This is a genomic window from Paenibacillus sp. FSL H7-0331, from assembly GCF_001956045.1.
Window position 1 is genome coordinate 48252 of sequence record NZ_MRTH01000039.1, and the last position, 20883, is coordinate 69134.

At 44.3% G+C, this 20883-nt stretch carries 15 protein-coding genes; 12 read left to right on the forward strand and 3 right to left on the reverse strand.

Annotated elements, in window-relative coordinates:
- Nucleotides 1-23: 23 nt before the first annotated feature.
- Nucleotides 24-773 carry an ABC transporter ATP-binding protein gene (locus BK127_RS34230; RefSeq protein ID WP_256711577.1) on the reverse strand — a complete coding sequence of 250 codons (750 nt, stop codon included), beginning with the start codon at nt 771-773 and terminating at the stop codon, nt 24-26.
- A 514-nt stretch (nt 774-1287) separates the two neighbouring features.
- Between BK127_RS34230 and BK127_RS34235 the strand changes: the two genes are divergently transcribed.
- Complete coding sequence (locus BK127_RS34235; RefSeq protein WP_076236719.1) at nt 1288-2022, forward strand: MBL fold metallo-hydrolase; 735 nt, start codon at nt 1288-1290, stop codon at nt 2020-2022.
- A 64-nt stretch (nt 2023-2086) separates the two neighbouring features.
- On the opposite strand, the gene BK127_RS34240 is transcribed toward BK127_RS34235, so the two are convergent.
- Nucleotides 2087-2695 (reverse strand): DedA family protein, encoded by a 609-nt coding sequence (locus tag BK127_RS34240; protein ID WP_076236721.1) that lies wholly within the window; start codon nt 2693-2695, stop codon nt 2087-2089.
- A 223-nt stretch (nt 2696-2918) separates the two neighbouring features.
- Here BK127_RS34240 and BK127_RS34245 point away from each other — a divergent pair, with 223 nt between their 5' ends.
- From BK127_RS34245 to BK127_RS34270, 6 genes are all read left to right on the forward strand, one after another.
- Entirely contained in the window at nt 2919-5234 is a 2316-nt protein-coding gene (locus tag BK127_RS34245) for an AraC family transcriptional regulator (protein ID WP_076236723.1), read from the forward strand.
- Between the two features lie 169 nt (nt 5235-5403).
- Nucleotides 5404-6351, forward strand: coding sequence for an ABC transporter permease (locus BK127_RS34250; protein ID WP_076236725.1), 948 nt, complete (start codon nt 5404-5406; stop codon nt 6349-6351).
- Between the two features lie 67 nt (nt 6352-6418).
- Nucleotides 6419-7315 (forward strand): carbohydrate ABC transporter permease, encoded by an 897-nt coding sequence (locus tag BK127_RS34255; RefSeq protein ID WP_076236727.1) that lies wholly within the window; start codon nt 6419-6421, stop codon nt 7313-7315.
- 40 nt (nt 7316-7355) lie between these two features.
- The gene (locus BK127_RS34260) at nt 7356-8957 is read left to right on the forward strand and encodes an extracellular solute-binding protein (protein WP_076236729.1); all 1602 of its coding nucleotides are present in this window, start codon (nt 7356-7358) and stop codon (nt 8955-8957) included.
- Between the two features lie 81 nt (nt 8958-9038).
- A complete protein-coding gene (locus BK127_RS34265) occupies nt 9039-10292 on the forward strand; it encodes an FAD-dependent oxidoreductase (RefSeq protein WP_076236731.1) in 1254 nt (417 codons plus the stop codon).
- A gap of 191 nt (nt 10293-10483) precedes the next feature.
- A complete protein-coding gene (locus tag BK127_RS34270) occupies nt 10484-11890 on the forward strand; it encodes an MATE family efflux transporter (protein WP_076236733.1) in 1407 nt (468 codons plus the stop codon).
- A gap of 187 nt (nt 11891-12077) precedes the next feature.
- On the opposite strand, the gene BK127_RS34275 is transcribed toward BK127_RS34270, so the two are convergent.
- Nucleotides 12078-12554, reverse strand: a complete 477-nt coding sequence (locus BK127_RS34275) for a heme-degrading domain-containing protein (RefSeq protein ID WP_076236735.1) — start codon at nt 12552-12554, stop codon at nt 12078-12080.
- A gap of 421 nt (nt 12555-12975) precedes the next feature.
- Here BK127_RS34275 and BK127_RS34280 point away from each other — a divergent pair, with 421 nt between their 5' ends.
- The 5 genes from BK127_RS34280 (at nt 12976) to BK127_RS34300 (ending at nt 20729) form a co-directional block, all read left to right on the forward strand.
- The gene (locus BK127_RS34280; protein ID WP_076236737.1) at nt 12976-13950 is read left to right on the forward strand and encodes an ABC transporter substrate-binding protein; all 975 of its coding nucleotides are present in this window, start codon (nt 12976-12978) and stop codon (nt 13948-13950) included.
- A gap of 122 nt (nt 13951-14072) precedes the next feature.
- Nucleotides 14073-15689, forward strand: coding sequence for an AraC family transcriptional regulator (locus BK127_RS34285; RefSeq protein WP_076236739.1), 1617 nt, complete (start codon nt 14073-14075; stop codon nt 15687-15689).
- A 145-nt stretch (nt 15690-15834) separates the two neighbouring features.
- Nucleotides 15835-17796, forward strand: a complete 1962-nt coding sequence (locus tag BK127_RS34290; RefSeq protein ID WP_076236741.1) for an AraC family transcriptional regulator — start codon at nt 15835-15837, stop codon at nt 17794-17796.
- A 136-nt stretch (nt 17797-17932) separates the two neighbouring features.
- Nucleotides 17933-19648 carry an ABC transporter ATP-binding protein gene (locus tag BK127_RS34295; RefSeq protein ID WP_076236743.1) on the forward strand — a complete coding sequence of 572 codons (1716 nt, stop codon included), beginning with the start codon at nt 17933-17935 and terminating at the stop codon, nt 19646-19648.
- A 37-nt stretch (nt 19649-19685) separates the two neighbouring features.
- Nucleotides 19686-20729 carry an NAD(P)/FAD-dependent oxidoreductase gene (locus BK127_RS34300; RefSeq protein WP_076236745.1) on the forward strand — a complete coding sequence of 348 codons (1044 nt, stop codon included), beginning with the start codon at nt 19686-19688 and terminating at the stop codon, nt 20727-20729.
- Nucleotides 20730-20883: the final 154 nt, after the last annotated feature.

A 20883-nucleotide genomic window follows, 5' to 3' on the forward strand; every position in this document is an offset into this window, starting at 1 on the left:
AATCACATTCGAAATCACTGCATTTAGATGCCTGCTCCGGATTGACCCCAGGACAGCTCTTCGATTCTCTCGAATTCATTCAGCACCTTAAAACGTATTTCCTGAAATGATGTACTTGATTTCTTGCGCGGGAACGGCAGATCGACATGGACGACGCTGCGAACCTCTCCTGGTCTGGGCTTCAGAATAACGATCCGGTTAGCCAGGACGACCGCTTCATCGATATCATGGGTGACGAATATCATCGTAGTGCGGTTTTTATTCCAAATATCCAAAAGCGCCTCCTGCATATGCGAGCGGGTAAAAGCGTCGAGTGCCCCAAACGGTTCATCAAGCAGGAGAACCTTCGGATTACGAAGCAGCGCCCTTGCAATCGATACGCGCTGTGCCATACCGCCGGATAATTCACGGGGATACGCGTTCTCAAAGCCCTTCAGCTTGACCAGATCAATTAATTCATCGACCTTACGACGAATATTTGGATCATGCAGCGAGAGGTCGGAAGCGATGTTTTTTTCCACCGTCAGCCAGGGAAACAATCGTGGCTCCTGAAAGATGAAGCCTTTATCAATGCCAGGTCCGAGGACAGGCTGTCCCGCAAGGCTAAGCTTGCCTGTATAATCGGTGTCGAGTCCGGCAATAATGCGCAACAATGTACTCTTGCCGCAGCCGCTCGGCCCGATTACCGTAATAAATTCTCCCTCTTTAATGCCGAGGTTGATGTTCTGCAAAGCATGTACGGAATGACCTGAGGTTGTAAAAACTTTGTTCAAATGCTGAATGTCTAATAGTGGAGTGCTCGTAGGATACACATCCTTTCCAGAGATTTACAAGGTCGTATCCGAAAAATAAAAAGGTACCTTCAGCAGCTGCCCGGATAGAAATAAGCAGCATAACGAGGATACCTCCGTTTGTACGGTCAGCAATTTCCTTTATATAATTCGACATAATACCAAGTTAACAGGTATGAATTATCGATATTTCTTGAGTGTACTTTATCATCAGTCTAGTAAGTTGTCAATCACTTATTCTATGCTTGTCTTTTCCTATACTAGTGCGGTTTTACATAACAAGAGGGCTGAGCATGTTGGATTGATTCCTATGCCTTGATTAATAATTCACACTTGCTATATCGGAATAATTAGTATGAATATTCACGAGCGTAGATGGGATTTTAAGTGTTTCGAGTCAATGAATTTCCATTTCATGCTATAATAACAGGAATGAATTGAGGGAATTATCGGTGTGATAACACTCGCTTGATTACAATAAAGGAGAGGATTTTTCTTGAAATTGACGTTTTTGGGAGCAGGAGACATGTTTAGCTTTAAGCAAGGCCATAACAGTGTGCTCTTGGAATTTGATAATACGAATCTTGTCATCGATTTTCCAGAATCGAATTGTCAGCAGCTTTTCAAGCTAGGCAAAGCGCTGACGGACATTGAGCATGTCTTTATTACTCATTTGCATGAGGATCATATCAATGGGCTACAGCTATTAGGAAATTACTTTAGAGTATATGCAAAGCGCAAACCTGTTTTAATATTTGCAGAGGAGCTTTACGAGGAATTATGGCAGACTCTGCGAGCGGGTATGGAACCTTCGATGACAGGGCCAAAGACCTTGGAGGATTATTTTGATGTAAGAATGGCAGGGAAGGCTTTCACAATCGGCCATACCACATTTGAACTCGTACAAACTCATCATGTTCCTGGAATGTCTTCGCATGGAATTGTAGCGGACCCGTATTTTTATTTTACTGGTGATACCTCGTTAGACCGTGGTTTTCTCACCTCGCTGCCGGATCGGATCCAAACTATTTTTCATGAATGCCATTTGCAAAATGATACGTTGAAGTCCCATACTTCGTTAGCGGAGCTGCTTTCATTGCCGGAGAACATACGGAAGAAGCTAGTACTGATGCATTATCACGATCTATATGCAGACGATCAAGCCAGATTCGAGCTGGAGCAAAAAACGGGCTTGCGCATAGCAGGCCCGCAAAGTATATTCACCTTCTAAAGCCGCTAAATTGCGGTTTTTTTCATTGTGCAAATCGGTAAGCTCTACATGATTTCTACATAAATTACTCAGGCTTTTGTCGTGGTTTTTTTATATAAAGAAAATATATTAAAATAACAACGATAATAATGAAAATAACGGATGGAAGATAGGTACGATACGCAAAAATATAATTTCTAACGATGTGCCATTTATCACTGAACCCTCGTCCAATGAAAATAAAAAATGCACACCATATGAGTGCACCCAGATAGGAGAAAAGTGCAAATTTCCGAAAATTCATGTTCGAAGTGCCTGCTGTTATAGCTATAATATGACGAAGACCGGGCACGAAATATCCAAATATTAATAATATACTTCCGTACTTATTGATTTTTTGCTGGGTTCGTTCAATGCGATCAGCAGTAATATGTACTCTGCGTCCATATTTGATTAACAAGGGAAGGCCTAGTTTTTGTCCAATTATATAGCTAAGTGTAATTCCTGTTATAGACCCTAAGAAGGCGCTGCCTAATGCAAATATTAAAATTAGTGTTCCTTGTGATACTTTGTTTCCAATGAAGGTCAGTAATAATTCATCAGGTATAGGTATTCCGACAACCCCAAGCGCTAACGCTAAAAATATGCCGATATAGCCATATTGAGAAAGCAGTAAATCTAAATGTCTCTCCATAAGACTCCTCCTCAGAGACAATAATATACTATTATTACCCAATCCATTATTTTGTAACAATACATTCTATAGGTTTATTGTTGATTATAACCGTATCCTATTCTCCCTATATAGTAAACCCTTATATCATAAACAACCTACTTTGCAAATATGGCTTATTTGCAAAGTAGGTTGTTTCGTTTATACTGTGGATGCTTACATGCATAAATGAGAGGTGTCAGATTTGAAACGTTTATCACGTATCCGTATAACGCTTTGGCATAAGTATTTGCTATCCTACCTACTGGTTTTTGCGACACCTTTTGTGATACTTGGTTTTTTTATATATACAAATGCGGTCAAGACTGTCCAGAATGAAGTTGAGATGTCTAATCATTATAAGCTGAATCAAGTCCGTGCTTTATTGGATCAACAAATCCTCGGCATGAACCAGTTAGCGGCTAGAATGGCTAACGATTACCGGCTCTCTCCTTATATGGCCAAGGTCAATGACTATTATGCCTCCGAAACGGTTAAGGAGATCGCCAAGTATAAGGCTAACAGCGCAATTCTCGAAGAGCTTTTTTTGTTTTTTCGCGGAGATGACCATATTTATTCGACTGAAGGCGTCGTTTCCTTGGATGTCTTAACTAAAAAGACGTATCGCTTTTCGGATCAGAACAGTCGCATCTTCCAGCAGGAGCTGAACTCAGTTAAGCAAATTACGCTTAAACCTGCGGTTCCTGTTGCATTGCAAGGAGATAGGGAGAAGCGGTTATTAACTTACTTATTTCCGGTTCTGCCCAACAGCAGCAACCCGTATGCAACCGTATTATTCCTGATTGACGAATCCGTGCTGACCAATACGATGAAGGATATGCTGGGCAACTTTCAGGGAGATGTGTATCTCTTAAACGAAAAGGGCGATGTATTGGCTGCTGAACGAACACTGGATTCATTGGATATGATAGAAATCCGGAATTTGTTAGCATCTTCCAAGGTATCGACCATTAATGAGATCGGTTCCTCCCGTTATTCGATCATGAGTGAAAAGTCGGAAATTACCGGCTGGAGCTATGTGATCGTGATGCCAACGGACCAGTTCTGGCAGCGTGTCATTCAATACAAGATGGTAGTCAGGATTCTGCTGCTAACGGTCCTTCTTGTTGGCCTTGCTATAGCCGTGTTTCTCTCTTTCAAGCAATTTGGTCCCATTCGTTCATTAGCTGAGCATTTGAGTCTTAGGCGGAACAACGAGGAGAGCCAATATGCGGTAGAACGCAAACCAAATGAATTGGATTGGATTCGCAGTACAGTCGATGACATATTCGATTATGCCAAAAGATTGGAATTCGACCTAGAGCACCAAAGACCCTTAGTACAGGAGCAAGCTCTTTTTAGGTTGCTGAAAGGCAGTGGATTAGAGCTAAATGCTGATGGCGATCCCTTATATGATAGGCACCTTCGGGAGCTTCAAGGGGAATATTACTTTATAATCGCCATTTCCTTGAAGGAAGGTATTTCGGACTCCGTGCTTGACGATATGAAAAACCGCGAAGCTGTCTTACAAATGCTGCATCGAGTCCACTTTGATGGGGGCAGGGGGTTCGGTCTTGAGCTTATGGAGGAACAGGTTGTCGCCCTGGTTGTATCGGTAGAGGATGTCTCCCAACAAACAAGGGCATTCCGTGAACAAACCGCTGAACTTGTACAACAATGGCTTTCAGAGCAATTTGAATTAAGCCCCCTCATCGGGGTAGGTACGGCTTGCAGGGAACTGTCCCTGCTAAATCGTTCATTGATCGAAGGTTTGGCTATGCTGGAGTATCGCTTGCAATCACACAATGGACGTATTTTGTTTTTTGAAGATATTTCGCAGATTCAAGATCAGACGAATAGTTACTCTCTGGGAGAGCAGGTCAAATTTAACCAGAGTTTGAAGCTAGGGGACCGCACCGTTTGTCTGGAAACCCTTGAAGGACTGCTGGATAGTATTGCTTCAACGGAGCAATCCATTCTACTGCTGCGCTGCGTCTGCTTCGACATGGTTAATACGGTGCTTAAACAGATGCGAACGATGCAAATTGGTTTTGACTGGCCGGAAACACGACTCATGATGGAGTTTCAGACGCTGGATGATTTGCGCAAGCGAATCAAAGCAGTTGTGATTCGTATATGCGACTATGTAGAAGTCCAGAAGGATCATAAGCAAGCCGATTTATGCGAGAGGATTGTCGGAGAAATCACTCTGAATTATAGATCCAGCCAGTTAAGCCTGGACATGCTTTCCCAGAAATTCGGGCTTTCTGCTTCTTATATAAGCCGATTTGTGAGAGAGCAGACCGGAACCACTTTTACCGAATATGTTTTGCGCCTTCGTGTGGAAGCAGTCAAGCAGGCGATCGTGAGCTCTGATAAGCCTATTAAAGAAATTATTCTGGAAACCGGCTACCAGGATATGTCTAACTTCATTAAGAAGTTCAAAAAAATGGAGGGCATTACCCCCGGCGAGTATCGCAAAGCTTATAGTAAGATGGACACACCCTCTATTAATGATTAGGCTGTAACGCCTGCTTCGCATTGGAACCCGTAATCCAAAATTGCGGAGTAGGCGATTTTTGTTGTAGGAAATTCGCCGATTCCGATTTAATCTGCTTATTTACACCGAAGCGGATGACCTCCTATAGTTGGGCTTAGAACGAGAGTCCATATGAAAGGGAGAAGTCTTAATGACAAGCAACAAATTCGTTACCGGATTGAACGGAAACGTAATCAGTCCAAATTTCATTCGAAGAAAAATAAGTAAAAACTGGCAATTATATCTTTTTCTATTACCTGCTTTTATTTATTTTTTGGTTTTCCATTACATTCCTATATATGGAGTGCAAATTGCTTTCAAGAACTATATAGCCAGTAAAGGGATATGGGGAAGTCCGTGGATTGGCTTCGACCATTTCGATCGTTTTTTTCGCTCCTACTATTTTTGGCAGCTTGTTGGCAATACGGTATTGATCAATTTATATCAGTTAGTGCTGTTTCCTGTTTCCATTATTGTCGCTTTATCGATCCATGAGCTGAAGCATGCTGCCTTTAAACGCTTTGTGCAGCTCGTAACCTATACACCGCATTTTATTTCGGTTGTTGTGATATCTGGTATGATTTTATCATTCTTAAGTCCAACAACGGGAATCGTCAATGTGTTTGTTCGTGCTTTTGGTGGTGAATCTATTGCATTTTTGACGGAGCCGGGGTGGTTCAAAAGTGTTTTTGTGCTTTCGGGGGAATGGCAGAATCTCGGCTGGGGAGCCATTATTTACTTAGCTGCACTTTCAGGCATTAACCCCGAACTGCATGAAGCCGCCCAGATCGATGGTGCTACTCGGGTTCAACGCATTTTTGCCATCAATATACCCGGAATTATGCCAACGATTATTATCTTGTTCATTTTAAATTTGGGCAGCTTTATGAACGTAGGCTTTGAGAAAATTTATTTGTTGCAAAATCCACTAAATATGAATGCCTCAGATGTTATTCAAACCCATGTCTACCGTAATGGCCTGCTGCAAGCCCAGTACAGTTATACTGCGGCGATCGGTTTGTTCAATAATGTGATTAATTTTAGCGTCTTGCTCCTATTCAACCAACTAGCTAGAAGGAGCGGAAACAGCTTATGGTAGTACGAAGCCACAAGGGCCATTTTCAAATTAAGATGTCTGTATTAATGAACAGGGAGGGCATGGAATTATGTTAAGGCAATCTAGCGGCGACCGGTTATTTCAGGCAGCGAATACCACGTTCCTCCTTCTACTTGTCGCTCTCATCTTGTATCCACTTCTGTATATAGTTAGCGCTTCGGTAAGTGACCCTACCTATGTGAACTCGGGACAAATGTGGCTTTTCCCCAAAGGCTTTACCTTGGAGGGGTACAATCGCGTGTTCCGTAATGCGGATATTTGGACTGGCTATATGAATTCGATTGTGTATACGGTTGGCGGAGTTGCACTCAATTTAGCGGTGACACTTCCCTGCGCCTACGCCTTGTCCCGAAGAAATCTGGCAGGACGCCAGGCATTTACATTGTTTGTTGTATTCACGATGTTTTTTAGCGGAGGCTTGATCCCGACTTATTTGCTGGTAAAGTCCTTAGGGCTTGTGAATACATATGGGGCGCTTATACTGCCAAGTGCAGCAAGTGCGATTAATATCATAGTGTCGCGAACTTTTTTCCAGGGGAATGTTCCTCAGGAAATGGAGGAAGCAGCCGCAATGGATGGTTGTTCTGATTTTCGCTTGTTCATGCAAATCATTCTCCCCTTATCCAAGGCGCTAATCGCGGTAATGGCTTTATTCTATGGAGTCGGCCATTGGAACCAATATTTTAATGCACTTATTTATTTGTCCAATCGGGAACTGTACCCCTTGCAGCTATTTCTGCGGGAAATATTGGTTCAGCAGGAAATATCGGCTCAAATGCTGACAACTGGCAGCGATCTGGAAATGGATATGTCGGAGCAGACCCGAATATCCGAATTGATCAAATATGCAGTCATGATTATTGCGGCACTCCCTTTATTGATTGTGTTTCCTTTTGTCCAAAAACATTTCGTGCAGGGTGTGATGATCGGCTCATTGAAGCAATGACGGTTGGAGATTTTGTTAATACAAATGGGAGGTATTTAGAATGTTCAATAAAACCATAATCGGTACGATGAGTGTTATCCTTGCAGGTTTGTCCCTTGCAGGTTGTACAAACTCGGAGGAGAAGCAGCCCAAGCCGTCTGACAAGGGGGCTGCAGCTAACTTTAATTCCACAGGGCTTCCGGTTGTACCTACCCCTATTACACTCAAAATGATGGGGCCTGATGATATGCAGCGTTCGTGGAAGGACCTTTACTTTTTCAAAGGTATGGAAGAAAAAACGAATGTGAAATTCGAATTTACGACGATTCCCAGCTCCTCTTATAAGGAACGTAAAAATCTGGCATTTGCCAGCAATGAGCTTCCTGATGTATTTTTCTTGGGAGGATTGGATGCCAATGATGAAATGAATTATGGAACTCAGGGCCTGTTGATACCTTTGGATGAATTAATCGAGAAATATGCGCCCACTATTAGAGAGATATTAAAGAACAATCCTGAAATCAAAAGGTCAATTACAACACCGGACGGGCATATTTATGCACTGCCGCAAGTCGCAGATCATCCGAGAGATCGTTTCTATCGCTTGTTCATTAATGGTGAATGGCTGAAAAACCTCAATATTACAAAGCTTCCGACCACTACAGGGGAATTGTATCAACTGCTGAAGGACTTCAAAGAAAAGGACCCTAACGGAAACGGCCAGGCTGATGAAATACCTTTAACAGGATCCAATAAGCTTACTTATTTGCGTCCCATTCTGCTATCCTATTTTGGACATTTATCTGACATGGTTGAGGTATCCGGCGATAAAGCCCGATTCGTACCTACACAACCGGGATACAAAAACTATCTGGCCTTTATGCAGAAGCTATATCGGGAGAAATTACTCGATAATGAAATTTTCTCGCAAAGTTATCCGCAAATGATAGCAAAAGGTGAGAGCGGAAAGTATGGAGTGATGGGAAACAGTCTGCCTATTTTCGGAGGGAAGGACAAGCAGATCGCACCGGCAAATATTCTGGACAATCCGCAGATGCCGCCATTGATAAGTGAAGGGCTGTCAAAGCCGATCGTTCCTGAAAAAGATGTAATTCGCCGGGGTAACTTTGCAATTACCAATGTCAACAAGCATCCTGAAGCTACAATACGCTGGTTGGATTATTTGTATAGCGAGGACGGTTACAAGCTGGCACAGTATGGAATAGAGGGGCAGAGCTACAAGTGGTCAAATACTGACCCCAAATATATCGAATATATAGTACCTCAAGGGATGCTGGAGAACGATTTCAAGAACAATAAGGTTTCAAATCTGGGGTATGGTTACGCGAATGAAGCGTTGGAACGCAAATTTCTGAAGCCGGATTGGTTAGGTTTTGTATTGAATGACCAGGTTAAGCCCTATCTTCCTTATGCCCAGAAAGCATTCCCACTTACTTATTTCAAGAGTGAGGAGGCACAGCGAGTTAATGCAATCAGTGTAGACGTTCGCACATTTGTGGAGCAGATGGAGGCGAAAATTATCGTCGGCCAAGAGCCAGTAGAGAAATGGGACGAATATGTGAGTACAATGAATAAGATGGGCATTGATGAGCTTGTCAAAATTAATCAAACTGCTTATGATCGTTGGAAAAGCGCAAAATAAAGAATAAAAAAGGGGCAGAGACGCTTATACGCTCTGCCTTCTTCAGCACGAACATAAAATGAGTAGGAAGAGGTGTAATATATGGGTGCTTACGATGTAATTGTAGTAGGCGGTGGTTCCGCAGGATGCATAGCTGCCATTCAAGCAGCACGGGCAGGCGCAAAAACTGCATTGGTGGAGAAGAACGGTATTCTTGGAGGAACGATAACCGTGGGAGCTGTCAATTTCCCAGGCTTATTCCATGCATGGGGACAACAGATCATTGATGGAATTGGATGGGAGGTAATTATGGAGACTGTTCGCTTGGGCGGTGCCATATTGCCGGATTTCTCGACCATACCCGAGAAGCATTGGCATCAACAAATTAGAGTCAACCGTTTTGTGTACGCTGCGGTATTGGATGAGTTCTGCTTGCAGGCCGGTGTTGAGCTAAGATTGCATGAAATACCCGTTTCTATTGCCGAGCAGGACAACAAGCTTCTTGTTTCGGTTGCAGGTAAAGGGGGCATGCAAGTACTTCAAGCTCGCAAGGTCATCGATGCTACAGGCGATGCCGATTTGTGCGGAATGCTGGGATATGCCCGAGAGAAAAGCGAGAAACTTCAGCCAGGAACGTTGATCAACGAAATCGATGGATACGAGTTTTCGTGCATCAACCCTGACGAGCTACAGTGTGTATACGATGAAGCATTAGCTGAAGGCAGCATCAGGGTTACCGACCACCCTGCAAGCAGTCCTCCCTTTTATAACGATCTGCGATCTGGGGTAATTAGTATGCATATTCCAGGGATTGATGGTTCCAGCTCGCAATCCAAGACGGAAGCAGAGATTAAGGCAAGACAGACACTCTTGCGGATTTACCGTTTCCTGCGACGGGTACCTGGCTGTGAGCAGCTGTCAGTTCGTTATGCTGCGAACGAGTGCGGCATCAGGGAGACTTGGAGAATCATTGGTGAAGCCAGGATCGACGAGGCTTCTTACGTCTCCGGGTTTCATTGGCCGGATGCAATTTGCTATAGCTTTTATCCAATAGATCTGCACCATCCAAGTGATAATACAGTTATAAAGCATTATTTGGATAAGGGAGTCGTCGCAACAATTCCCTATAGGGCGTTGATACCGATTAACAGCGACCATTTGCTAGTGGCTGGACGTTGTATTTCCGGGGACCAGATGGCCAATTCGGCTTATAGGGTTCAAGCTACTTGCATGGCTACCGGACAATGTGCCGGGGCCGCCGCAGCAATAGCTGCCAAATTGGACGTGTCTCTAAGGGAGGTGCCCTTGGCAGCATTAAAAGCTATGCTTCTCGAACATAGTGCTATTGTACCGTAATAGCTTCTTGGAATTGGACCCGGAAACGGAACAACACGGTGAACCCAACCATATTGACAGATTTCATCCTCAGTGATAGTATCTAGCCAAAAGGAAGTAAGCGCATCCACCTCCAAATTGATATTCACATTATTAGTAATAACTCTTCTCCTTGAAGAGTTTTTTAAATATAAAAAAAAGAATGTGACGATGTGTTCCAACTCAATTTTAGGATCAGGAAGCAAGTTTTTTTGGAAAAACATTTTTCTGGAGATTCTATCGATTATCGTCAAATTATTTCTCTTTTTATACCGATGCTGATTGATCAGGCATTTTTAGTCTGCCTTAATTTGTTGAACATAGCCATGATCAGTTCATCAGGTGTAGCAGCAGTCAGCGCGGTTAGTATGATTGATACGCTGAATATATTACTGATCAGTGTATTTGTCGCCGTGTCTACCGGGGGAACGGTTGTGGTAGCCCAATATAAAGGAAGCGGCAGCGATCTGATGGTTTCCAAAGCTGCTACCAGCTCGATATCCTTGGTTTCCTCATTGGCATTGTGTATCAGTTTGTTCCTAGTCTTGTTCCATAGCCCTACTTTAAATTTTTTGTTTGGGACAGCTTCAGCGGAGGTTTTTGCCCATGCCCAAACTTATCTGATCGGAAGCAGCATCTCCTATATGGGTTTTGCTATCGTGGAGTCGATTTGCGGGGCGATGAGAGGGATAGGGAAGTCGCGGGTTTCGTTGACTCTTTCCTTGATCATGAACCTCTCATACGTTCTATTAAACATTGTATTTGTCAATTTTCTGGATATGGGTGTGCTGGGCATGACCATTGCGGTGAACGTAGCCAGATATTCGGCGGCGATCTTCGCGCTGATCTATTTGGCCAAAATGGATGCGACCCTTCATGTACGAATCAGGGATATGTTTGTGTTGAATTTGTCGATGCTCAAAAGGATTTTGTTTATCGGTATTCCATTTGCAGTGGAGCAGGTTTTTTTTAATGGAGGAAAAATGTTAACCCAGGTGTTTATTGTCAGTCTTGGCACTTACGCTATGGCGACAAATGCCATCAGCGCATCACTGGCTGCACTGTTTCTGGTTCCTTCCATCGCCTTGTCACAGACTATTGTAACAGTGGTTGGCCAATGTATGGGGCGGCAAAATGTTAAGGATGCCAGAAAATTCGCGAGATCGTTTCTCTGGTTATCTTCATTTTCCTTATTGCTGATGGGATTGATCGTGATACCCTTGTTCCAGCCGATTGTCAGTTTGTTTCATCCTCCTGATGAAATTGTGAACGATATTTTCGTCATCATCCTGATCACGGCGATCGTCCAAATACCACTTTGGCCGATCAGCTTTCTACTTCCATCAGCGCTTAGAGCAGCTGGCGACTCGAAATTTACATCTATTACTTCCATGCTATCCATGTGGTTGTTCCGGGTTACCCTAGGGTATGTGTTGGGAGTTGTCCTCCAATTTGGAATTATAGGTGTATGGGTAGCTATGAATAGTGAATGGGGAGTGCGAGGTGCAGCCTTTTTGTGGCGTTTTCGCGGGCAAAAATGGTATAAACATCGTTTGATTGAGCCCAATGATAACAGCTAAAGCTTAACCGGGATGAGTCCTGCATATTGAACAAACAATTACCATAAACAATAAAAAACACAAAATAAAGCGGGCTAGAAGGATCGGATCCCTCTAGCCCGCTTTGTCAACAGTCCCTAAATTGTGGTTTTTTTTAGTTATCTCATAAATGTATGTATCTATAAATATAAAAAGGGTCACTGATTCCTCAATTGGTTTTATTAATGAATTCCCGGATGACTGTAGTGACTACGAGATGATCCTCTTCTTGCGGTAATCCGGAAACAGCGATAGAGCCAACTACACCGACATTTTTAATAATAATGGGGAAAGCGCCTCCACTTGCGGCATATTCGGTCGGATCAACCAGATATCTCTCCTGAATTGTTTTCTTTGCAGCTCTGAGCTGAGCCCATATATAATGGGAGCTATGACCAAAACGGCAAGCTACATTACTTTTCCTTCTCACCCATTGGTCGTTGTCTGCTGAGGTTTTGGGGAAGGCGTAATGGAATAGCTGCTGTCCGTTCCTCGTAATGTCAATGGTGACATGCTTATTTTCCTGCTTTATTATTTCTATAATTCTGCACCCGATTTGCAGTGCCATTTCATTGGTAAACTGTGAGAATTGAAGCTCTTCTTCTTCAGCTAGCAGGTTTTTTTGTAATTCGATATAATCTTCCATGTGCGGAATCTCTCCTTCATAATGGTCTGTTTCTTCTCCAATTATATACAATTAAACAATCCTATGTAAGGGCATTCAACGATTTTATCTGGCTTCCTGCTGCACAGGAAATCAAATCGAAAATCCATGCGCTTCAATCCCAAATGATTCCCACTTTTTGTACAATACGTTGACAACGATCAGCTTGATGGCGGAGGCCGATATGAATAAAGAGATCGTCGAGCTGTGTCCATTCCATGCCTCGTCCTAAAATAACCCTTCTATCTCATTACGTTTGTGCAAAATGAAATTGGAAATGTGTATGGATTCAGCTTTCCCGGAAGGTTATAATGGGCTTTAAATGAGTGATAACGATTATCATTATTACTTTTAACGTTCATTTCTTAACAATAGGCATTAGCTAAGGGAGCTGGCACAAGGGATGGTAGGGAAATCAAGAGTCCATATAGAAGGGGTTCGTTGGCTGATCGTTCTTCTGATCATTATAGTGAGTCTGACAGGCTGCAGCAACAAGCAAGAAACATTAATGAAAGCGGGAGACAGCAAACAATCGGACAGCGGTACAAGAATGGTCAAGGATGCTTTTGGCGAAGTGGAGGTCCCCATTAAGCCACAGCGAGTGGCTGGTATTTACTTGGAGGATTATATGCTGGCGTTGGGTATGAAACCAATTGTGCAATGGTATCATCCTTGGTGGGGAAAACAGGACTATTTGGGGCTGACGGATGTTCCATTGTTCGATATTACCGGTAGTTTGGAGCCGTTGATCGAGCAGAATCTCGATTTAATTATTTTGAATGCCGGGATAGATGAAGCAGGCTATCAATTATATTCCAAAATTGCCCCAACCTATCGGTTGCCAAGTGATGTGAATGTGAACGTTGCAGCGACACTGCACACCATTGCCGATCTGCTCGGAGCTCCTGAGAAGGTGGACAGCATTCTGAAGAATTATGAGCAGAAGGTAGCAGATGCAAAAGTGAAGCTGGAGGCGGCCGTTGGCAGGCAAACGGTTGCTGTCGTACGTCTCGATGTCGGGGGCAAGCCTGAGCTCCGTCTGTTCGGTCTGAATAATGCATACACGGGCATGATTTACAAAGACCTCGGTTTGGAGCCGTTTCCTTGGGTGAAGGGTATTGAGGCCCATGATGTTATTTCACAAGAAAAAATACCAGAGTTTACAGCCGATCATATTATCATCTTCCCCTCTGATGGTGCGTGGGATTCCAAGTCCAATGCGAATGCGGTTGCCCTTCTGAATGATCCAATTTGGAAAAGTATCCCGGCTGTCAAGAACGGTCATGTTTATCAAGTGGAACGTTCGCATTGGCAATCGGGGGCGATTACTGCGAATCGTATGAAAATTGACGACCTGCTGAAAATTTTAGTGAAATAGCAGTTCAGTCAATATATCATCGTGATACAAAAGGAAAGCTATTCATGGTGGATTGAAGAGCTTTGCATTTTGCTCTATAATGATGATGATAATCATTATCATTATAAGGAAGAGGGGATAGGATGAATAGTGAGATGGGATCTCGCTGCTGTCCTTTTGTCTTTTATATCATGACGGGCATCCAGGTACTCCATATAGCCCCGTTTTCTAGCGAGGAGTATAGCGCTCACGACGGTGAGTACATGCTGTTTGCCGTTAGGGACGGAGCAGCAGAAATGAAAATAGGGAGTCGTTCATATGGACTGGTCAAGGAAAGTTTGGTTGTTGCGGAGCCAGGTCAAACCACCTTCAGCCAAACACGAGAAAACAGCCTCTCTTTCTACTCCATCACTTTCAAAGCGTTACGAGTTTCGGATACAGTTGCATTGGTAGACGAATCTCCGGCGACTTTCCCGTGTACTGGCACATTAAGCTGTGTACCATTCTCACGATGTGTTGATTTACTAGAAGCGATTGAGCAGCATAGTCACGATGAGGACGAATTGATACGGTTTTACAACCATGTGCGGTTCGAGGAACTGATTCGTCATGTACTACAGCAAAATGCAAGAACGGCGCCTGCACCGAACTTACGTGATGCCGTGAAAAGCTCGATCGACTATATAAGCGACCACTACGCTGAGCCAATGACAGTGTCTCAGTTGGCTGCAGATGCGAACGTTTTTCCTTGGCAATACACGCGAATATTCAAGGAGCTGACCGGTCAAATCCCGCTTGAATTCATTAATAAGCTGCGGATCGACCATGCTAAGCAGTTGCTGCTAAAAACAGAGGATCGGATTCACGAGATCGCCCTGCATGTTGGCTTCAACAACGAATTTTATTTCAACCGTCGATTCAAGAAGCTGGAGGGCATAGCGCCTGGGCGGTACCGGCATCATCATCAGGGTACGGTTCGCATTGTCTCTTTACTCATGGAAGATTTATTACTCACTTTAGGAGTTACACCGGTCGTGCAATGGTCGCATAAGGGTTGGGGTCGTCAAGAATATTTAGGGCTGAACCATATTCCGGCTTTCGATGTTTTGCAGAATAGCTATGAACCGCTCTCGACATACAAGCCGGATCTGATTATCGCACGAAGAAGTGATTACGAGTATCGGACAGATCAATACGAGCAATGCAAGCGTTTTGTACAGACTGATATCATTCTGCATGATGATGCGGATTGGCGATCGACATTGAGAACAGTGGCGAATCTGCTGGGGAGGGTCAATCAGGCGGAGCAGGCGATCCAGCAATATGAGACCAAAGTATCTAAGGTAAGAAGGTTATTAACCCATTCGATCAAAGATCGGACTTATGCTTTCTTGCGTGTATCAGCCGAGTGTATTAGTATCGATCAGACCTATACGAAGTCTTTTCTATGGGGGGACTTAGGCATTGTGCCACACCCGATGGTGCAGGAATTATCGAGCGAAGAAGGCAGACAGGGAGTGACCTGGGAATGGCTGCAAAGGCTGGATTCGGATTATATTTTCTTCGCATTCGATAAGTGGCATGAACAAGAAGCGGGTTCTGAAAGACGGCAAATTACTCATCCGTTGTGGCATACCATTCCTGCTGTTCGCAATCGTCATGCCTTCGAAGTCGATTTTATGACCTGGATGAACCACGGGTACCTAGCCAACAACAAAAAAGTAGACGATGTGCTGAGCCTGCTGGCCAAAGTAAAATAATAACGCATGTAAAGCAGTAACGCATAGCAACCTTTGTCCTGCCAAGTTGTCATTGCTTCCGTGCTCATTTGTAATTGAGAATAATTATCACTTATAATGATTGTGCAAGCAGCGGGATCGAAATGGCGGAGGTTGATTGAACACGATGATCGTTAATGACCATATATTGCTTTGGGATTATGCATCTATTAAGGTGTTGGATGTACGACATACGATGTTGAGAGCAGGGGAGGCTTTGCGCTCTTACAGGCTGCCGGCCAGTATGTTTCTGCTCGCGGCGCGTGGTGGCGCACAAGTGCTGCTGGACGAGATGGAGTTTGAGATAAAGCGATATCAGGTTGTGCATAGCGGCAAAGGAACACACCTGGATATTACACTAAGAGAAGAAGAATTTGAATATTATATGATTTTTTATAAAGCAACGATGCCGCTTCCAAGTCGTCAAGAGATGTTGCGCCTATTGGAGAGGAGCAATCCGTTCCACTTGCAGTATAGTTTCTCGCCGAACCAACCCGTTTCACTATTTGATAAAATTAAACTAATGGATCAGGAATGGAGACACTCAGGATCGCTGGAGCGGCTCCAGGTTAAATCGTTATTTTATCAATTTGTTTACAGCATCATGCAGCAGTTTTATGAGCAAGGCGTGGATATGAAAGAGCCGGATCTTGCTGCTCAAGCGATCCTGTACCTCAAGGATCACTATACGGAATCGATTAATTTGGAGCTGCTTGCAGAAAGTCTGAACTACAGTGTCCCGCATTTTTCGGCTTTGTTCAAAAAGCGTACCGGTTACAGTCCGATCGATTATCTGATACGAATACGGATCGATAAAGCGGCAAATTTGCTGGTGGAAACGGATGCGACCTTGCGTGAAATTGCTGCAAGCGTGGGGTATAAGGATCCGTATTATTTGAGTCGTCTTTTCAAAAAAAATATGGGTATTTCCCCTGATCGATTTAGAATCAGAGAACGGGCTCGGCTTCAAGCAGAAGATAGTCCCTCTAAATTCATCCGATCCTCCATTGTTGTTAGGAAGTTTCAGCGTTATATTGTTGATGATAATCATTATCAATATAACAACGAGGGAGATTTACCTATGTACAGACAATTCAAATCAACCACTGCGGCAACCCTATTGCTTTGCATAGCCTTGCTGCTCAGTGCTTGTTCTGGCGGTGCTTCAAACACAAGCCAAGCAAGCGGGGGGAACACGTCGGTATCAACGCCGCAAAGTTTGGCCCAAACCAATTCCAGCCACACTGACAACAATCTGCAAACCAAATTGGTATCGACAATCAATGGAGATATACAAATACCTTTAAATCCTAAGCGCATAGTAGTAGATCAATATTTAGGCAGCTTTATTGCACTTGGCGTCATTCCCATTGGAACGCCTGGACTGCATCGGAAAAATCCGTATTTAGCCAAAGCGCTCGCGGAAGTACAGGATATCGGTGACGTGAGCGGTATTTCTGTGGAAAAGGTGATCGATCTGCAGCCTGATCTGATCATAACCGGGTTTGCGGAAGATGAGAGCAGGTATGAGAAGTTCTCCAAAATCGCTCCTACTGTATCTGTTCCTTATGGCAAATTGAAGAACGCGCATGAGGAATTGACCTTTTTTGGCAAGCTGCTGGGTAAAGAAAAAGAAGCAGAACTGTGGCTTGCCGATTACGATCGTCGTATTGCGGCTGCAAGAGAACGTGTAGGAAAAGTAGTTTCGTCCAATGCGACGTTTTCTATCTTTGAGTTGATGAGCAAATCGACCTATGTGTATGGCGATAACTTTGGACGTGGTGGTCAAGCTGTCTATCAGGCTCTTGGATTTAAGCCGCCTGCCCCTGTCACGGAAGAAATTCTAAAAAAACAGTGGGTTCAGTTATCCAATGAAGCATTGCCGCAATATGCTGGCGACTATATCATTCTGACGTCCAACAACCGTACCTTGGAGGATATAAAGGCCGATCCGATCTGGTCCACGCTTGATGCCGTCAAAAACAATCACGTATACGTTTGGAAAGAGGAACGCTCCTGGTATTATGATCCGATTGCCGTTCTGTCGCAAACGGAGGAAATCGCTGCTTGGCTGACAGGACAGCAATAAAGTAGGTTCCTGTTCTTATAGCTGCGCTACAAATCAAATGCAATTGTTTGTAAAGCCGCAGGCAGAGCGTGCCTACGGCCTTTTTCACAATTCCGGCTAAGCCGTAATAGGGATTTTGTTATAGAGGAGGGTATGTATGCTTCAACGTTTTTTCGCTTATTATCGTCCTTATAAAAGCTTGTTTATTCTAGATTTCACCTGCGCCATATTGGCCGCTTTGTTGGAATTGGCGTTTCCTATCGCTGTTAACCGGATGGTGGACGATTTGCTGCCAAGCGGGAACTGGAAGTGGATTTTGTATGCTTGCCTTGGATTGCTTGGGATTTATCTGGTCAGCGCCGCATTACATTATGTGGTGACTTACTGGGGACACAAGCTCGGAATTAGCATCGAATCCGATATGCGTAAGAAGCTGTTTGACCGGGTACAGAAGCTATCGTTCCGTTTCTTTGATAACAATAAGACGGGGCATCTTGTTTCCCGGATGACGAACGATTTGATGGATATTGGGGAAATCGCCCACCACGGACCGGAGGATTTATTTATCGCGGTAATGACGCTCACTGGAGCGTTTGGCATTATGCTCAGCATAAACTGGCAGCTAGCCGTGTTAACCTTTATCATCGTCCCGATTATGATTTATTTGTCTTTATTTTTTAGCCGCAAAATGTCAGCTGCCTTCAAACGCATGTTCGCGGATATTGCTGATTATAACGCACGAGTAGAGAACAATGTTAGTGGAATCCGCGTCGTTCAGGCGTTCGCCAATGAAAAGCATGAAATGTCACGGTTTGCGGAGAACAACAACCGTTTTCGCATGACCAAGCTGATCACCTATAGAATTATGGCATGGAACTCGTCGATCAGCTTTATTTTAATGAAAGGCGTATCCTTGTTTGTGCTTGTTTGCGGGACTTGGTTTGTCATTAAGAACCGGATGACATATGGGGAATTTATCGCTTTTGTCATGCTGTCGAATGTGTTTCTTGGCCCTATTAAGCAAATCAATTCCGTGATCGAGACGTACCCCAAAGGTATTGCCGGATTTAAAAGATATTTGGAGCTGCTGGAGACTGAGCCGGATGTGGATGATGCACCGGATGCGCAGGCAATTACTCAGGTAAAAGGAGATATCCGCTACAGCGGGGTAACCTTCAGCTATGAGCATAAAGAGAAGGTGCTGAGTGGAGTAAGTCTTTCCATTCTGGCTGGCGAAACTGTTGCGCTCGTCGGTCCGTCAGGCGCAGGCAAGACCACGTTGTGCTCGCTGCTGCCACGTTTCTACGATGTCGACGAAGGCTCAATTACAATAGATGGCATCGATCTTCGCAAAATGACCTTGGAATCGCTGCGCTCCCATATTGGCATTGTGCAGCAGGATGTGTTCCTGTTTGATGGTACAATCCGTGAGAACATTGCCTATGGCAAGCTGAACGCATCCGAATCTGAAATTTGGCAGGCTGCACGCCGGGCGCAGCTGGAGGAAATGATTCTGTCGCAAAAGGACGGACTTGATGCAGTGATTGGAGAACGAGGTGTGAAGCTGTCCGGCGGACAGAAGCAGAGGCTTTCCATTGCACGGATGTTCCTGAAAAATCCACCTATTCTTATTTTGGATGAAGCGACATCCGCTTTAGATACTGAAACCGAAGCTGCCATTCAATTAGCACTTGCTGAGCTTTCACAGGGACGTACAACACTTGTGATTGCACATCGATTGGCTACGATTAAAAACGCGGATCGCATTATCGTTGTAGCCGAACAGGGGATAGCTGAACAGGGCAAGCATGAGGAACTGATTGCTGCTCAGGGTATATACAGCCGCTTGCATCGGGCTCAGTTTGGAGCATGAATCCATCTAAATACGAAAACAAATCTGGAGGCAAATGATGAACGTACACTTGGAACTTTATGACGTCACGATTATTGGCGGAGGGCCTGCTGGTCTATATACGACTTTTTACAGTGGTATGCGTGAATTGAAGACGAAGCTGATTGAAGCGCAGGATCAATTGGGTGGACGGCTGCTCACCTATCCCGAGAAGATCATCTGGGATGTCGGGGGCCTCACACCGATTCGCTGCGAGAAATTGATCGCCCAATTAATTGAGCAAGCCGAAACCTTTGAGCCAACAATGGTACTCGGTCAGCAAATTACAAGCTTTGAACGACAGTCGGACGGTACCTTTATCCTGACTGCTGCAAGTGGAGAACGGCATCATACAAGAACGGTTATCTTGACAATCGGTTATGGCATTCGCAAGATGGCGAAGCTGGAGATCGAAGGAGCAGACCGATACGAGGTGACCAACCTGTACTATACGGTCCAAGAGCTGGAAGTTTTCCGTGGGAAACGAGTGCTGATCTCCGGGGGTGGCGATTCAGCTGTGGACTGGGCGAATGAACTGGAATCGATTACGAAGAGTGTAACCGTCGTGCACCGACGTGACAGCTTTGGGGGCCATGAACGAAACGTGTCCAGGATGAAGCAATCCTCTGTGGACGTGCGTACGCCATATGCCATGCAAGCACTCCACAGCAGTAGCGGAGAAAGTATCGATCAGGTGACGATTGAGCATGTAGAAACAGGGGAGTGCGAACGGCTGGAGGTGGATGCTGTCATCGTGAATCATGGGATGAGAAGTGATTTTGGACCGATTCGTGATTGGGATCTCAACATGGGAGAATGGAATGCAACCGTAGGCGAGAAAATGGCGACCAACATCCCGGGCATCTTCGGTGCAGGCGACTTCGTGACCTTTGACAGTAAGGTCAGGCTGATCGCAGGAACGTTTACAGACGGCGTGCTGGCGCTCAATAGTGCCAAGCTGTACATGGATCCAGAAGCTCCTACGGTGGCATACGTATCCTCCCACAATGAGCGGTTTAAAGAGAAGAATCGTGCACTTGGCTTGGCGGCCGAGGAAGGATAATTATACCAAAGGGATTGAGGCTTGTCCGGGGTGAGACGGACAAGCTTCTCTTTTTGACTAATAGATAGTCATAGTAAATCGATTAAGAATTTGAAGAAAAAGTAAAATTTTTGATTTTATATATGATCAAATTAAAAAGTATTGTATGATAATG

Excerpts from the sequence above, each read along its gene's own strand:
- BK127_RS34265 (WP_076236731.1), top strand. The coding sequence starts at position 9,039 with ATGGGTGCTTACGATGTAATTGTAGTAGGCGGTGGTTCCGCAGGATGC.
- BK127_RS34285 (WP_076236739.1), top strand. The coding sequence starts at position 14,073 with ATGAATAGTGAGATGGGATCTCGCTGCTGTCCTTTTGTCTTTTATATC.
- BK127_RS34260 (WP_076236729.1), top strand. The coding sequence starts at position 7,356 with ATGTTCAATAAAACCATAATCGGTACGATGAGTGTTATCCTTGCAGGT.
- BK127_RS34300 (WP_076236745.1), top strand. The coding sequence starts at position 19,686 with ATGAACGTACACTTGGAACTTTATGACGTCACGATTATTGGCGGAGGG.
- BK127_RS34240 (WP_076236721.1), bottom strand. The coding sequence starts at position 2,695 with ATGGAGAGACATTTAGATTTACTGCTTTCTCAATATGGCTATATCGGC.
- BK127_RS34250 (WP_076236725.1), top strand. The coding sequence starts at position 5,404 with ATGACAAGCAACAAATTCGTTACCGGATTGAACGGAAACGTAATCAGT.
- BK127_RS34295 (WP_076236743.1), top strand. The coding sequence starts at position 17,933 with ATGCTTCAACGTTTTTTCGCTTATTATCGTCCTTATAAAAGCTTGTTT.
- BK127_RS34255 (WP_076236727.1), top strand. The coding sequence starts at position 6,419 with ATGTTAAGGCAATCTAGCGGCGACCGGTTATTTCAGGCAGCGAATACC.
- BK127_RS34290 (WP_076236741.1), top strand. The coding sequence starts at position 15,835 with ATGATCGTTAATGACCATATATTGCTTTGGGATTATGCATCTATTAAG.
- BK127_RS34280 (WP_076236737.1), top strand. The coding sequence starts at position 12,976 with ATGGTAGGGAAATCAAGAGTCCATATAGAAGGGGTTCGTTGGCTGATC.
- BK127_RS34275 (WP_076236735.1), bottom strand. The coding sequence starts at position 12,554 with ATGGAAGATTATATCGAATTACAAAAAAACCTGCTAGCTGAAGAAGAA.